The 15,664-nt window shown below is 55.4% G+C and carries 12 protein-coding genes; 7 read left to right on the top strand and 5 right to left on the bottom strand.

The features are described from left to right. Positions 1-12: 12 nt before the first annotated feature. Positions 13-741: a cytochrome b5 reductase family protein gene (locus COMA1_RS14915; RefSeq protein WP_090749949.1), complete on the bottom strand. Its 729-nt coding sequence runs from the start codon at positions 739-741 to the stop codon at positions 13-15. Between the two features lie 158 nt (positions 742-899). Here COMA1_RS14915 and COMA1_RS14910 point away from each other — a divergent pair, with 158 nt between their 5' ends. Continuing rightward, entirely contained in the window at positions 900-4,712 is a 3,813-nt protein-coding gene (locus tag COMA1_RS14910) for an NB-ARC domain-containing protein (RefSeq protein ID WP_176698092.1), read from the top strand. A 94-nt stretch (positions 4,713-4,806) separates the two neighbouring features. On the opposite strand, the gene COMA1_RS14905 is transcribed toward COMA1_RS14910, so the two are convergent. After that, positions 4,807-5,007, bottom strand: a complete 201-nt coding sequence (locus COMA1_RS14905; protein ID WP_090749945.1) for an SEL1-like repeat protein — start codon at positions 5,005-5,007, stop codon at positions 4,807-4,809. A 511-nt stretch (positions 5,008-5,518) separates the two neighbouring features. Between COMA1_RS14905 and COMA1_RS14900 the strand changes: the two genes are divergently transcribed. Beyond that, positions 5,519-7,120, top strand: coding sequence for a peroxidase family protein (locus COMA1_RS14900; protein WP_176698091.1), 1,602 nt, complete (start codon positions 5,519-5,521; stop codon positions 7,118-7,120). 323 nt (positions 7,121-7,443) lie between these two features. Here the strand turns inward: COMA1_RS14900 and COMA1_RS14895 are convergent, their stop codons facing one another. Further along, positions 7,444-8,349, bottom strand: coding sequence for a tetratricopeptide repeat protein (locus tag COMA1_RS14895; RefSeq protein ID WP_218055402.1), 906 nt, complete (start codon positions 8,347-8,349; stop codon positions 7,444-7,446). Between the two features lie 197 nt (positions 8,350-8,546). Between COMA1_RS14895 and COMA1_RS14890 the strand changes: the two genes are divergently transcribed. Continuing rightward, positions 8,547-8,963: a hypothetical protein gene (locus COMA1_RS14890; RefSeq protein WP_090749939.1), complete on the top strand. Its 417-nt coding sequence runs from the start codon at positions 8,547-8,549 to the stop codon at positions 8,961-8,963. A 38-nt stretch (positions 8,964-9,001) separates the two neighbouring features. Here the strand turns inward: COMA1_RS14890 and COMA1_RS14885 are convergent, their stop codons facing one another. Further along, a complete protein-coding gene (locus tag COMA1_RS14885; protein ID WP_090749937.1) occupies positions 9,002-9,619 on the bottom strand; it encodes a hypothetical protein in 618 nt (205 codons plus the stop codon). Beyond that, positions 9,616-10,509, bottom strand: coding sequence for a nucleoside triphosphate pyrophosphohydrolase (mazG, locus tag COMA1_RS14880; protein ID WP_090749935.1), 894 nt, complete (start codon positions 10,507-10,509; stop codon positions 9,616-9,618). Before mazG ends, COMA1_RS14885 begins: the two co-directional genes overlap by 4 nt. Before the next feature lie 388 nt (positions 10,510-10,897). Here mazG and COMA1_RS14875 point away from each other — a divergent pair, with 388 nt between their 5' ends. From COMA1_RS14875 to COMA1_RS14855, 4 genes are all read left to right on the top strand, one after another. Further along, entirely contained in the window at positions 10,898-11,749 is an 852-nt protein-coding gene (locus COMA1_RS14875) for an FRG domain-containing protein (RefSeq protein ID WP_090749933.1), read from the top strand. 274 nt (positions 11,750-12,023) lie between these two features. Next, a complete protein-coding gene (locus COMA1_RS14870) occupies positions 12,024-12,242 on the top strand; it encodes a DUF433 domain-containing protein (protein ID WP_090749930.1) in 219 nt (72 codons plus the stop codon). Positions 12,243-12,770: 528 nt separating this feature from the next. Next, positions 12,771-13,166, top strand: coding sequence for a DUF1844 domain-containing protein (locus COMA1_RS14860; RefSeq protein ID WP_090749926.1), 396 nt, complete (start codon positions 12,771-12,773; stop codon positions 13,164-13,166). A gap of 140 nt (positions 13,167-13,306) precedes the next feature. Then, positions 13,307-15,640: a sensor histidine kinase gene (locus tag COMA1_RS14855; RefSeq protein WP_090749924.1), complete on the top strand. Its 2,334-nt coding sequence runs from the start codon at positions 13,307-13,309 to the stop codon at positions 15,638-15,640. Positions 15,641-15,664: the final 24 nt, after the last annotated feature.

The following is a 15,664-nucleotide window of genomic DNA, read 5'->3' as shown; positions in this document are numbered from 1 at the left end:
TGAGCGGAACTCTTACGGGAGGATGATGGCCTGTTCAGGATAACCCAGTTCCTTGAGGGTCGTTTCCACTGAGTCCACCATGGCAGGGGGGCCGCAGACGAACACGCAACTGTCGGCACCCGGAGGGGGAAGGTGCTGCCGCAGGAGATCAGGGGTGATTCGGCCTGTGCTATCCAACCATCCTGGGGGAGGCTCTTCCAGAACATGATGACAATGAAAGTTGTGATGCTCTCGGATATTTCGATCCCATTCCTGTCGGAAAATGATGTCTGATTCTGTCTTGTTCGCGAAAAGTAGATACAGTTCCGCATCAAGCTGGTTGATGAGGATCCAACGAATGATGGAGATCATCGGGGTAATCCCGGTGCCTCCTGCCACGAACCCGACACGCGTGGCCATTCCATCGACCCAATGCCCACCGGTATTCGGCCCACTCATCAGCACGGTCTCTCCGATCTTCTGATCGTGCAAGTACTTTGAAATGGAACCGGTGTCATATCGCTTGACTGTCAGGTCGAACGATCCCGTTGTGCCGGGCAGCGAGGACGGTGTGTAGGCCCGCTTGATGAGCTTGCCGTTGATCGTTGCGTGGACGTAGAGAAAGTCACCGGGCAACATGTCCAAGGTCGCGTTGTCCGGAAGATCAAACCGGAATGTCTTGGTGTCGTGGGTATCCGTTTCAATGTGAACCAACTTATACGGACTCGGCGTTTTGGTTTTGATGCGGGTGGCGGCGTTCATGGCAGAGGGAGCATCTTATGATATCGCATTTGTGATCGCAATGCAGATTTTCGAAAGGTTCCCCATCTCGCGTTTGATAATCGTGTGCTCTCGCGGTACTCTCCAGCACAGCTTCGCATTCGTGTTGGTATCCGACAAAATGGTCTATGAACCCTGACGTGCGCGATCTCATCTATGTCAGCTATAGCCACCAGGACAAAGCCTGGTTGGAAAAACTGTTTATCTTCCTCAAGCCTTATCAACGCAAAGGGCGGTTGGCGGTATGGGCCGATCCCTACATTCAGGTCGGAGATCTGTGGAGGCGAGAAATCGACCAGGCTTTACCGCGAGCCAAAGTTGGCTTGCTGCTCGTGAGTCCTCATTTCTTAGCGTCGGATTTCATCATGGACCAGGAGGTCCCTCCGTTGGAAATGGCCAGTGAGAATGGCCATGCCCGTCTCTTTTGTGTGCCACTCAGTTCGAGTGTGGTGGCTCCCACGGGGCTGGATAAATACCAATGGGCTCGCCCGCCGCATGAGGCCCTCGACCTGCTTCCGGAGCCTCAGCAGCATGCGGCGCTGGTGACCATCGCCCAACAGTTGGTCGAGGTGTTTCATGGAGTCCAGCCTGATGGTGTGTCCTGTGCGGCTCCAGAGAGTGATGTCGTCATTCCGCCGAGTCCGTCTCCGGCAGCCCAGCGCGTCGTTCAGCCTGTTGCTGTGAGCCTGGGGCCACAGGCCGCGCGCGCTGTGATCTATGGCGTCCCGTCCCAGCGCCCCCATTTTCAGGATCGGCCGGAGGAGTTGAATCGGTTGAAGTTGTCGCTCGTACAGGGACGCCATGGGGCCATCGGGCTCACGGGGGAGACGACCAAGATCGGGGTTCACGGACAGGGCGGGATAGGGAAGACCGTGTTGGCCATTGCCTTGACTAATGATGAAGAGGTGCAACGGGCGTTTCCGGACGGCATCTACTGGTTCACGCTTGGGCAGGAACCGGATCTCATCGCCTGCCAAGTCGAGTGGTTGAAAGCGCTGGGTGACCAGGCGCCAGTGGTCTCCAGTGCGAGCCAGGGTAAGCAACAATTGCAGCGGTATCTTGCAGAGAAGACCTGTCTACTGATTCTGGATGACGTGTGGCAGACCGAGCACGCCGTGGCATTGGACGTGATCGGTCCAAAATCCCGCCTCCTGATAACGACGAGGGATGCCACGATTCTGACCGCCGTCGGCGCGAAGGAAGAGTCGGTCGGAGTGTTGAGCGAGCAGGCGGCGGTGCAGCTACTGGCCGAATGGAGCGGGGTTGATCCTACTAAGTTGCCTCCCGAAGCCGTACAGGTGGCCGACAGTTGCCAAGGCGTGCCGTTGGCACTCGCATTGGCTGGGGCGCAGATTCACGAAGGGATGGACTGGGCCACCCTCTTGCTTGCCCTCACCGAGGGCGATCTGGAATTTCTGGACCATCCCTATGGCAGTATTTTTAAATCCATGAAATTGAGCGTGCAGGCCCTTTCGGAGGCGGATCGGGGGCGTTATCTGGAACTGGTCATCTTTCCGGAAGATGCCCATGTGCCGGATGTGGTCATTGAGCGGCTCTGGCACGAGACCGCAGGCCTCACGGCTGCACAGTCGCAAAAACTGTTGTCGCGGTTTGCCAGAAAGAGTCTTTTGCTGCGAAAGGACGAACGTAGTCGTTTTGGGATCAGCTTCCATGATTTGCAGCATGACTTCTTGAGATTGCTGACACCGGATGCTGCGTCAGTGCATCGCCGACTCTTGGAGAGTTATGGGCCTTGCGCGCAACGTGAGACATCGGACTGGTCGTGGTCGAACCTTGCGGAAGGCGACAGCTATGGCTGGAGATATCTGGCCTATCATCTGATCCAGGGGAACCGGCGAAGTGAATTGACGATGGCCGCCAAAGACCTGCGATACCTGGGGAAGAAAATATGGCTCATGGGGTCGAATACAGTGGAAGGTGATATTCAATTCGCCTTGCATGGTGCGGAGCACGACCAAGCGCTGCAGCGCCTGCAACGAGTGTTGTCGCAATCGGCTCATCTTGTGACTAATCAGCCTTATTTGGAAGGAGTACTGACGACACTCTTAAGCCGTGTGCAGGGTGAGCCGATGCTGCAAGGCGAGTCCCAGCAATTGGAGTCCTCGATGCACCTTCCATACGTCAAGGCGGTCTGGCCGATACCAGACAAGCCCGATCCGGCACTGGTACGCACGTTGGGGGGGCACGGTGATTGGGTCAGGAGCTGTGCGATCAATGTGACGGGTCAGTGGATCGTGTCGGGAGCGGATGATCAGATGATCAAGGTTTGGGATCGGCATACGGGTGAGTGCCTGCGTACATTGAAGGGCCACAGTGGTGAGGTCAGGAGCTGCGCGATCGATCCGACCGGTCAGTGGATTGTCTCGGGCTCGAGCGATGGGATGGTCAAGATTTGGGATCTCCATACAGGGGACTGCCTGCGTACATTGAAGGGCCACAGTGCTGAGGTCACGAGTTGCGCAATTGATCCGACAGGCCAGTGGATTGTGTCGGGCTCGAGCGATGGGACGGTCAAGATTTGGGATCACCGTACGGGGAGGTGTCTGCGTAGGTTGGAGGGCCACAGCGACGAGGTCACGAGTTGCGCAATTGATCCGACAGGCCAGTGGATTGTGTCGGGCTCGGGTGATCAGACGCTCAGGATTTGGGATCGGCGAACCGGGGAATGTCTTCGCACATTGGAAGGTCGTGGTACCTGGATCACGAGTTGCGCAATTGATCCGACTGGCCAGTGGATTGTGTCGGGCTCGAGCGATGGGACGGTCAAGGTTTGGGATCGGCATACGGGTGAGTGCCTGCGTACATTGAAGGGCCACAGTGATTGGGTCAGGAACTGTGTGATCGATCTAACGGGCCACTGGATCGTGTCAGGAGCGGATGATCAGACGGTCAAGGTTTGGGATCGGCGTACGGGGGAGTGCCAGCGCACGTTGGAGGGGCACAGCGGTCCGGTCACGAGCTGTGTGATCGATCCGACAGGCCAGTGGATTGTCTCGGGCTCGGGTGATCAGACGCTCAGGATTTGGGATCGACGCACGGGGGAGTACCCCCGCACATTGGAAAGCCATGGTGATTGGGTTACGAGCTGTGCGATCGATCCGACGGGCCAGTGGATTGTCTCGGGCTCGGGTGATCAGACGCTCAGGATTTGGGATCGACGCACGGGGGAGTGTCTGCGCACGTTGGAGGGGCACAGCGGTCCGGTTACGAGCTGTGTGATCGATCCGACAGGCCAGTGGATTGTCTCGGGCTCGGGTGATCAGACGCTCAGGGTTTGGGATCGACGCATGGGGGAGTGCCTGCGCAGGTTGGAGGGACATGATGATGGGGTCAGGAGCTGTGCGATCGATCCGACGGGCCAGTGGATTGTCTCGGGCTCGGGTGATCAGACGCTCAGGATTTGGGATCGACGCACGGGGGAGTGTCTGCGTAAATTGGAGGGCCATGATGGCGGGGTCAGGAGCTGTGCGATCGACCCGACGGGCCAGTGGATTGTCTCGGGTTCGAGTGATCAGACGCTCAGGATTTGGGATCGACGCACGGGGGAGTGCCTGCGCAGGTTGGAGGGACATGATGATGGGGTCAGGAGCTGTGCGATCGATCCGACGGGCCAGTGGCTCGTCTCAGGGCTTGGCGATGGGACGCTCAAGGTTTGGGATTGGCGTACGGGGGAGTGCCTGCGCAGGTTGGAAGGTCACAGTGATGGAGTCTGGAGCTGTGCGATCGATCCAATGGGCCAGTGGCTCGTCTCAGGCTCGGCTGATCGCGGAATTCGTGTTTGGGATTTGGCAACAGGCAGATTGATGAGTCTGCTACGGGTTGATGGTGGAATATGGGGAGTTGCTTGGGTTCCCCATATCAATCAGTTTGTCGCAGTTGGTGTGCGGGGGATCTATGTGTTCGAATTGGTCCTGCCTCCTAGGAGATCGTAAGTGCAGAACGGGTGTCATCTACGAAGCCTTCGGTTCAGGGTGGCGCGTGGGCGGAACGAGAGAAGCGGGTGCCAGTTCCAACCGTCAATTTTCTTCAGTTCTGCTGCTTACGAGGTTTTGCTTGTTCAGCTGCGTGAAGATGGGAATTGGCACGCGGCGATATCGGTAGATTGGCAAGCACCGGCTGGGCTGCGGCGATCTTGTGTTCCACAGCCTGGGCCAACCAGCGTCGTGCTTGGCTGATATCTTGTTCGACCCCACGTCCATAGGCGTACATGACGCCGAGAACATACATGGCTTGGCCATTTCCGGTCTCCGCGAGAAGATGTAATCCGACAAACGCTTTCTTATACCAACTGATGGATTCTGGCGTCTGTCAGCCCTCCTGCTGCGCAAAATACCGTCCGAGGTGATCCCGCTTGATGTATTTCCCCATTCGGTTAGTAGATCGGTGTGTCGATCACTCCTCGATGAATCCTTAATATGGTTCGTTCCTGCCCCGTACTTATTCGCGTTTAATGCGCGTAATTCTGGCTAATATCTTTAGGCAGCTATCCATTTTCATCGCGACTACTGTATCTTCGCCAACGATTTACGGGTATAGGCGTATCGATTCAGATACAACTTTGAACAAATTGGATACAGCTCTGTTCATTCGTATACCATATATTTATAAAGTAATGCGTGAAACGCCAGCAATTCAAGCTGGTACGAGTATTGCTTTAGCCGGCTTCGACATCGGGCGGACCGTGGGGATCAGGTCAGCTCGACTTTTTGGGCGGTCCCACAACATTTTCGGGAGGAAGATGATGCTGAGGTATCGGAACCGGCTTCGTGCCGTCGTGGCAGGAGTACTTTTCTGTGGGGTGAGTGTTAGTCATCTCGCATTTGCTGATAATGATGGAAGAGGTCATGGGAATGATCACGAAAAGAAAAAGGATACGTCTTTCACCAGGATGTTTCATGATCTCCCTCCTGGCTTGCCTCCGACGGACGAGGCTCGTGATTTGGTCAAGCGGTTGGGGGCCAAAGATGGGCTTATCGATGCACAAGATATCCTCACCGATCCCGTGCTGTCGATTACGAATCCGGCGGTGTTCAGTCCGAACAATCCGGACAACCCAAGTATGACTGCAGGCATGACGTTTGTGGGGCAGTTTCTAGATCATGATCTCACGTTTGATCCGAATTCTCCGTTGCTCGAAAAGACGAATCCCAAGAAAACGACCAACTTTCGCACCCCGAAATTTGACCTGGATAGTGTGTATGGAGGTGGACCGGAGCAATCTCCCGAGCTGTATGATCTGAGCTCCGGATTCATCAAGCTTCGAGTCGAGGCAATTCCTGGTTCAGAGGAGTTCTCACGAAACGGAGCCGTTCGCTTCGATCTCCCGCGCGATCATGGGACGATGACCGCTCTGTTGGGGGATCGACGCAATGACGAGAATGTGATCTTGTCACAGCTGCATGTGGCGATGCTCAAGTTTCATAATGCGGTAACTGATCGTCTGCAAACTGATCCCGCTCATGCCGGGGATTCCGCTCAGGAGATTTTCAAGAAGGCTAGGCGGCAAGTCCGTTGGCACTATCAGTGGATCATTGTTCATGAATTTCTACCGCTGACGATAGGACAGGCACGCGTTGATGATATTCTCCGGCGTGGCGTCCGATTCTATGATGTCGATGATGATCGGCCACAGATCCCGATTGAGTTTTCCGTCGGTGCCTATCGATTCGGCCATTCCCAGATTCGACCAAGCTATCGGTTGAATTTTGGTCGGCCAGACCAAGGGCATAGTCCGTTCTTTGCTTTTATCTTCGATGATGCCCAAGACCCAAATGATCCCGACCCCAACGACCTCCGAGGTGGCAAGCGAGCACCGCGACGCTTTGTCGATTGGCAGACGTTCTTCAACTTCGGTGATGGGAACTTCAGGCCGAACAAGAAGATCGATAGCAAGCTCTCAAGCGTCGTGATGTTGCTGCCGGGCTTCCGTGGGCCTGCTCCAGGCCTACCTGGGGATGGTGTCCAATCCTTGGCATCTCGGAACTTGATGCGCCACGTGAATTTCAGTATTCCGTCCGGGCAAGCAATCGCCAGACGAATGGGCCTGCCTGTGTTGACTCCGGCTCAGCTCGATTCGCTGTCGTCATTTGGGTTGGAGCGGAACACGCCCCTGTGGCTGTACATCATGAAAGAAGCGGAGGTGATGGAAAATGGTCTTCGCCTCGGACCGGTTGGAGGTCAGATAGTTGGTGAGGTGTTTATCGGATTATTGAAAGCCGATGAAACATCCTATCTGGCGTCGAGTCCTAATTGGATGCCGGTGTTGCCTTCCGCGACCCCGGGTGAGTTTCGTATGACCGACTTGCTCACATTTGCGGGGGTAGTGCCTCCGTTGAACTAAGCTCACGGATAGTAGTGGCAGAGGACATTGCGCTGTGATAGGCAATGTCCTCTGTCCGCTATTGTTCGTGTGCTCGGTTCAGAATAGCACTGTCTCAGTAGTTCGACCGGAAGTCTCACCGTTCAACCAGCAGTCTGAATCCTCCAATAATTACCAGTAACATGATCAGTGCCTCACGACCGAGGGTTGCAAGATATTCAGACTGGCGTTGCGTGTGCAACATCTGGCATGGAGATGGTCATTGATGTGTGTGCAGGCCCAGGCGTAATGGTTCTCTGCCATTACCGTGAGAAATTGTTCCGATGTTGAGAGAGCAACGGCGCTTAGTTCTGCTGTTTTCTGGCTTTTGCTTGTTCGGCTGCGTGAAGATGGGAATTGGCACGCGGCGATATCGGTAGATTGGCAAGCACCGGCTGGGCTGCGGCGATCTTGTGTTCCACTGCCTGGGCCAACCAACGTCGTGCTTGGCTGATATCTCGTTCGACTCCACGGCCATAGGCGTACATGACGCCGAGAACATACATGGCTTGGCCATTTCCGGCCTCCGCGAGACGATGTAGTCCGACGAACGCTTTCTTATACCAACTGACGGATTCTGGCGCCTGTCGGCCCTCCTGCTTCGCAAAATGGCGTCCGAGGCGATACTGCGCAAAGGGGTCGCCTTGTTCGGCAAGGTGTGTGTCACTCTCCTGATTCACGACCGGCTTTTCCTGCGGACGAGCGACCGCTGATTTCTCCTGGTCTGAGTTTTTAACCTGTGGTTCTATGTGAGGTTCGGTCGGGGCAGTATGCGCCGGTGCCGGATGCTCCACCATGGGCGGAGTCCGAGACGGTTCCCGATCCGATTGAGAGCTAGTTGGCAGCGGTGACGCTTCGACCAGGGCTGCAACCGATGAGGATTGTGTCAGGCTCAACTCGCTTGGATGCGTTTCGACGTCCGTGGTTGATGCCGCTGTGCTACAGTCGTTCGCGGAACTTCCCGGGCCTGATTGACCGGCTTCGGATTGGCAGGGTGTGGTGTTGTCGGAGGCCGGGGGCTGGGCTGTAAAAGTCCAGATGGTCCAGATAACGGCGACAAGAACAAGTGCGCCTCGCACAATCCGACGTCGTAAAATCGTCCGATCACTGGGTGGGACTAAGACCAGCCCGGGGTAGGCTTTACTGACTACGCTCGGATTCGATGGAGGGTGTTTCCCGCCGTCGTCTTGCTGATCAGAAAACTGAAACATGCCTTCGATCTCCATGCCCCTGCTGGTCGTGGCGAGTACCCACCCTCGGAGAGTGTGCCCAAGCCGCAGTGCCCCAGAGAGGGAGATTGAATTACTTCTATAAAATAATAAAATAGCCTCTTGTCCAGGCGAAGTGCAAGCTCTTATAGTAGGCTGTCTGCCTTTCAGACACTTTTTGTCCCAGGAGTGCTGTGCCGATGCCGTCCAGTGAAAGTAGCCTCACCATCATCAGTGTGAGCGGCCCATTTCGCGAGCCGAGAGAGCAGGTGTTTTCGTACGATTACGCTGTCCAACGATCGACCTGGCCGACGCCGCATGGCGTGCGGGTCAAGATTTCTCTCCCGCATGAGCTGGAGGTGTTCAAGAGCAGGCTCCTTGGGGTGGTGACCGGCTCACCTGGCCAGCAATTGATGATCACGAACCTCGTGGCGAAGAACCTTGCCGGGTGGAAGCTCCAAATCGCTGAAGGAGAAGGGTTTTTTCTTGAACGGCGCGATGTGATGCTGGCCCCGTTTGTGGGGCCCTTGGCCCATCTGTTTACAAAACTCGAAGAGCGGTTTCAATCCGAACGAGCCGTGATTCGAGAAGAGGTGAAGCAACGCGCCGGACTGTAATCCGTCGTGATGCCTTGACGACTCCGTCCCTCCGCAACTCAAAAAATTCTGCGGTACTGTTTGGAGTGCACGCCGGATTCGTCTGCGAACCCCAGCGATCCTTTGTCAGGGCTGGCGGTATCGTTCAGGTCGATCCGGTAGTAGCCGCGGACTTGTTCCATCGCCACCTCGAACGGGACCGCGTTTGGGTAGAGGGTGCCAGGCGCATGCGCCCCCCGTGCCAACGTGCGAATGGTATCTGGCTCTGCAAATTGTTTTTCTGAAAAGATGTAGATGTCGGCAATGGCTTGGTCGCCCAGTTTATGGCCAGGCGTTGTGGCTGGGAGTTGTGCAGTGAGGGAGCCATCAAGACGTGCGTCCTTCAATCGTTTCAGCAGCGCGACGATCTGGCTATCCGTGGCCTGTGGCGGCACGACGAGGCTCACCGTGTTCATCTCCAGAATGGTCGTCTGGACTTTGAACATGACGGGAGCCGCTTCCGGATCTTCGATCACCGAGACATTCGGCCCTTCGGTGCCAGCGGCCTGCTTATTTTTCGAGCTGGGGACGATCAGGGCGACAAACAGCCACAGGCCGATCAAGATTCCAAACACTACGAGCAGCGGGTGGGCTCCGGCACGTTTTCCTTCTTCGTAGGGTCCTTGATCCTGGGTCATGGCTTGTGCTCTCCGTGCTGTTGAGGCGAACCTGGTTGGGCACCATGCAATCGACGCTTAGCCTCCTCCCAGAGTTCGTCCATGTCTGCAAGTGTCATCTCTGTCAGCGGTCGGCCCTGTTGTGCGGCGCCTGCTTCCACGAGTTGAAAACGATCGACAAATCGGTTGGTCGCGCGACGCAAGGCCTCTTCTGGATTAACCTTGATGAAGCGAGCCAGGTTAACCAAAGAAAAGAGGATATCGCCTAATTCCGCTTCAATCTGGTCCGTTCCAGTGGCGTGACGAAGTGCCGCGTCTGGTTTGGTCTGTTGCTGCGCGTGAGCGAGCGCTTCCCGTAGTTCTTCCACCTCTTCGGTGATCTTGGCAAAGACCTGCTGGAGGCCCGTGCTGTTGTGGGGCCAATCGAATCCCACCCGTGCCGCTCTCGCCTGAACCTGATAGGCTCGCAACAACGCTGGTAAGGTCTTCGGTACGCCATCGAGCGCCGACTGCTTGGTTCCTGCCGCCTCACGCTCGGCTTGCTTGATCTGTTCCCATTGGCTCAAGACCTGCTCGCTGCTCGTCACGTCGGTCACTTGATCGCTTGTACCAAAGACGTGGGGGTGCCGGCGGATGAGTTTGGTGGCCAGGGTTTCCAAGACATCCTCGACCGTAAAGGACTCGGCCTCTGCCGCAATCTGACTGTGGAAGAGCACTTGCAACAGCACGTCGCCTAATTCTTCCTTGAGCTTCTGAGCATCACGCTGATCGATTGTCTCCAGTACCTCGTACGTTTCTTCGAGCAGGTAGGGTTTCAATGACTCGTGGGTTTGCTTGCGATCCCACGGACAGCCGTTCACGGCGCGCAGCGCCGCCATGACTTCCACCACTTTGGTAAATCGTTCAGACATGGTGCGCCACTGTATACCGAGGGTGGTGGTGGCTTCAATGGTGACGGTGAGCGCACCTCGGAGGAGACTACGCGCGGTTTGTTCTTGGTTCGTAATAAGCAGCGCGTATAACGGATGATGATGCTATGATGAGTGAAAGCAGTTCTGACATTCGAACAGTTTAGGAGTTGTTAGAGTATCGTGAAGCCAAAATGACGATGATCTGTTGGCAGATCCTTCATTGATGGCTGTCTAGTGTACGCAGTCTGCCTGGCGAAATTATGCCATATGGTTTACGAACCGTAACTGTGTGATAGACGGTGACAGCTCAGGCTCTTATACTGATCGGTTAGGCATCAGGGAAGCATCGCATCTGTCGACTTCCGTCGCAAGCTATTAGGAGCATACGATGAGACTTCCTGGTACTGAGACAATTGTCAATTCATGGGCTGAACTTGTAGGCGAATTGCACTCGCGTGAGATCATTCCGGTCCGGGAGGATGAAGGTGGCCACTTGCGGTCGCCGTACGTCTTTCGTGGCGCCGACAGCGCCAAATGGCCTCTTGAAACCAGTATTGTTAGATTACCGGGATTCATTCCTTCCAATAGCAAGACTGTTGAGCGCTCACTCATTCGAAGTTTTAGGAAGTATGCGAAGGCCGGGACGTTCGACGACAAATCCGAGTGGTATGTACTGGCTGTCGCTCAGCACAACGGTCTTCCCACAAGGTGCTTGGACTGGTGCGCTTCACCGTTTGTGGCGGCGCATTTCGCCTGTGGCGATGAAACCAGAAAGTTGGAGGACGGCGTGATTTGGTGTCTGCACGCCGGCGCGCTTAGAGCAATTAACCGAGAACACCATCAATCAACACGAACACTTGATCGTGTCGCGTGGGTCTACGATACGCGGCTCCTCGAATCGCAGTTTCGAGACCTCGATGCTTTGGATGCCTCGTACGAACCTCAGCAACCTAGCACACGGCTCATGTTACTGTGGGAACCTCCGTCCCTCGATGATCGGATTGCCAATCAATCGGGGATGCTGACTATCATGAACAGCGCGACCGGGTCCCAGAATAGTTTCCTCGCGGACTATAGCGCACAACATGCAGCGTTGGTTCATCGGATCGTCATAGCTGCAGCCGTCAAGCCAGAGATACGTGCGATGCTGGATCAGAACAACATCTCTGAACGGACACTCTTTCCAGGGTTGCCTGGGCTTTGCGCGTGGCTCAAGCGATACTACGCAAAGGCGTGGTGATGCCTAACAAGCCCATGACGCTGGCGACTGCGTGATGCTATAGAGATTGTACGTTCGAGAAAAGTAGTACGGAGTTGGCTCTTGAATCGTGCCTGCACGCGAAATGAGATGGCAGGGCTGAGGTACAGGAAAATTGCCTATGAGGTCGGATCTTGTATTGTGCATCCCTGAAGCAGGCAACGGCAGGTCAGATTGCCTAGAGCAAGGTGCGACCTCAATTCCGGCCCGTACAATTGAATTGAATCGTCTTCATGGTCGGTCATAGAATTACTCTGTGATTGATTGGTCCTCTTGTCCAGCCGTTGAGCATGACCCTGAACGTGTGAGTGGCGCCTGGGTGTTTCGCGGCACGCGTGTGCCTGTGACCGCCCTTTTCCAGAACCTTGAAGATGGGGCACAAGTCTCGGATTTTATTGCCTTGTTTCCTGGCGTCACGCTTGCGCAAGTCCGCGCCGTGTTTGAGCACCTGGCCCGCTCTCTAGAAGCGGCCTAAGTGCGTGTTCTTTCGACCAGGGTACTCCAATCCCTCTTCGCAAGTATCTTGTCACCCATCAGGTCGCGACAACCTTTGAATGGGGTTGGGGTAATCTCAAAAACGGTGAACTACTGCAACAATCCGAAGCGAGAGGTTTTTCTGTTCTGGTCACGACCTACCAGAATCTCCGATATCAGCAGAATCTCACGGGTCGCACAATCGCAATCGTTGTGCTGACGACAACCAGTTGGCCGCGCATTGAACGAGCGGTGGATCTCGTGGCAACGGCCATTGAGTCAGCCGTGCCAGGCAGTTATGTCGAGGTTCCTATCCCATGACCGCTACTTCTGTGCGTAGCCTGTTTCACCTCGTCGAATTACTCTGACCTGCTCCTTGATCTCGTTAAGATCATCCAATCCTTATTGGTCATGTTAGGACGATGTATCGTCACGTCGTAAGACCATCTATCCAATATGGTTCCTGGCTTGCGACCGATAAGCCCCTATGGTAGGGTACCCCACCATTTATGGTGGAGGTAGGAGTCCCATGGCAGAACAGGAACAAGGGTTTGTGATTCGCGATCGGCGGGCGAGCGGAGGCGCGGAGGTTGCTTCTGCGGCTGTTTCGACCACTCACGAATCTCAACCGACAGCTGCCCCCACGACGACTGAATCCTCCCAATCGGCTCCAGCACCCCCTGTTACATTCTCGTCTTTCGTCATCTCGCTCGGCTCGTCGTCTCTCATGCTGATGGGAGAACAGTTCGATCCTCAGCAGCCGGCGATGTCCGTGAATTTGCCGCAGGCCAAGGAAATCATCGATCTCTTGTCCGTCTTGGAAGACAAGACCAAGGGCAATCTGACCTCTGACGAACAGACGGTCCTGCGCGACATGCTCTATGCCCTTCGTATGAAGTATGTCACGCTCGCTTCGCCGAAGTAGTCTCCCTTCTTACGGTTTGTTGTCTGACTCGGTTTACGGACACTGCTAGTTGTGCGGTAGGCTTTGAGACTGCTCGGTATGTCGGCTATAGTGATACCCAAACCTGTTAGTCCGTCTTGAGGGTGCCCGAGGACACGTGCATGCCTGAGCCGAATCATCCGAACGGGACATTTCGACGAGCATCGGGAGAAGTCGACGAAGTTCAACCCATCGTGTTCAGTCGGAGTATGCATCGGTCCTTGCCCGACCATTCACGGAAATTTGACCCGAAACCACGCCATCTCCGTCCGGTGTGGATCGTTCTCATCCTCCTGATCCCTTGCGTTGCCCTGACGCTGTATTACTCGCAGGTGGTCGCTCCGGGGAGCGAAGAGACGGGCTCGTTCCTTCCGACGACCAGCTACGCGCTGGTTCTGCTCTTGGTCAATCTGGACCTGATCGGTTTTGTAGTCCTGGTCCTCCTGCTGTCCCGGAATTTGATCAAAGCCTATTTCGAGCGCCGGCATCGGCTGGTTGGCGCCGGGTTCCGCACGAAACTGATTGCGGCGTTTATCGGGTTTTCACTGATTCCAACCGTCTTGTTGGCCATCGTGGCGAGCGGATTGGTGAACAAAGCCGTCGAGGTCTGGTTCAGCGAACAGATCGAAAAGGTGATGAAAGACTCCTATGAGGTGGCTCGGATGCAGCATGCGGGGCATGTCGCACTGGCTGTGAACAGTGCCCGGGCGATCTCCCAGGAATTGTTTCGGGAGGATTTGCTGACGCCGGTCCAGCGGGATCTTTTGATTGCGGCCATGGCGAGAAAGCGTATGGAATACGGGGTAGCGGGGATCGAGGTGTTTTCAAATCGGATGGAGACCCTGACCAAAGCCTTGGATGCCGACGTTCCACTCGGAGTCTTGGATTTGCCGATCAGTCAATTGGTCTTACAAGTCATTAACGGCAAGCAGGAGTTTACCTCGGTTCAGGAGGCGAAAACCGGGAGATTGGTTCGCGCGGCGATTCCGGTGGTTTCCGCGAGCCGGCGTGGCGAGATCGAAGGTGTCGTGGTCGTCGAAACCTACGTTCCCGAGTCGTTGTTGACCAAGATGGAGGGGATCGGTCGACAATATACGGAATATAAACAGATCAAGGCGATGAAAAATCCGATCAAGGCCGGGGCCTATCTGTTTGTGGCGGTGGTGACGGTTTTGATTCTCTTCAGTGCCACGTGGTTCGGATTTTATGTGGCCCGTGGTATCACCGTGCCGATTCAACGCTTGGCGGAGGCCACCGAGGCGGTGGCCCATGGGGATCTGACCGTACAAATCGATGCTAAAGCGACGGATGAAATCGGGACCTTGATTGCGTCGTTCAATCGCATGACCCAAGATCTTCAGGGGAGTAAGTCCAAGTTGGAGGAGACCAACTTGACGCTGCGTCATACCAACGTCGAGCTGGATCGCCGCCGCGCCTACATTGAAACGGTGGTTGATACGATTGCCGCCGGCCTCTTGTCGATCGATCGGAATGGGGTGATTACCACCTTTAATCCCTCGGCTGAGCGCATCTTGGGCCTCGCCGGGGATCAGTTGCGAGGGCGCCCGGCCAACGATGTCTTCAAGGAGTTCGGTCTGGACTTGTTTCAGACGGCCTATGTCCGTATGTTGAGCGATGAGCGCGATGACTTTGATTTAGAGGGCCAGTTGGATAGCCAGGGCAAGTTACTCACGATCGGCTTAAAAGGTTCTCGAATGCGGGATGAAGCCAACAAAGATCTTGGATTTGTGTTGGTGTTTGAAGATCTGACGGAGTTGATCAAGGCGCAGAAAGTTGCGGCTTGGCAGGAGGTAGCCAAGCGGGTCGCGCATGAGATTAAGAATCCACTCACGCCGATCCAATTGTCGGCCCAGCGGTTGCGCAAGAAGTTCTTCGAGAAATCTCCCGATCTCGACCGAGTCTTTGATGATGCCACGAACGTCATCATCAACGAGGTCGGCAGTCTCAAACATATGTTGGATGAGTTTTCAAAATTTGCCCGTCTCCCCGCGCCACAAATGACTCGGCAGTCCCTGCACGACGTGCTTCGCGATGTCGTGACGCTGTATCGTGAGGCGCAGAAAGATATTCAGTTCGTCATCGAGTTGGATGACACGTTGCCGCCCATCAACTTTGATCGCGAACAGCTGCGGCGGGTGTTCGTCAATCTGTTTGACAATGCTGTTCAAGCCATGAACCAACGGGGGAGACTGTGGGTCGGCACGCGATACGACACCAAGCGCAGACGTGCGGTGGTTGCTGTTGCGGACGAAGGCCCAGGCATCGCGCCGGAAGATCATGACAAGCTGTTTGTGCCCTATTTTACTCGCAAAAAAACGGGAACCGGATTGGGATTGGCGATCGTTCGCCGAATCATCACTGATCACGAAGGGCAGATTCAGGTTGGCAACAATCAGCCGAGAGGCGCCGTGTTTAAATTCGATCTCCCAGTGTAACAAGATGTGTGAGGGGTTCTACGA

It is taken from the genome of Candidatus Nitrospira nitrosa, assembly GCF_001458735.1.
Classification (GTDB): Bacteria; Nitrospirota; Nitrospiria; order Nitrospirales; family Nitrospiraceae; genus Nitrospira_D; species Nitrospira_D nitrosa.
Note: the sequence above shows the minus strand (reverse complement) of the source record. Positions and strands in the feature narration are given on the sequence as shown.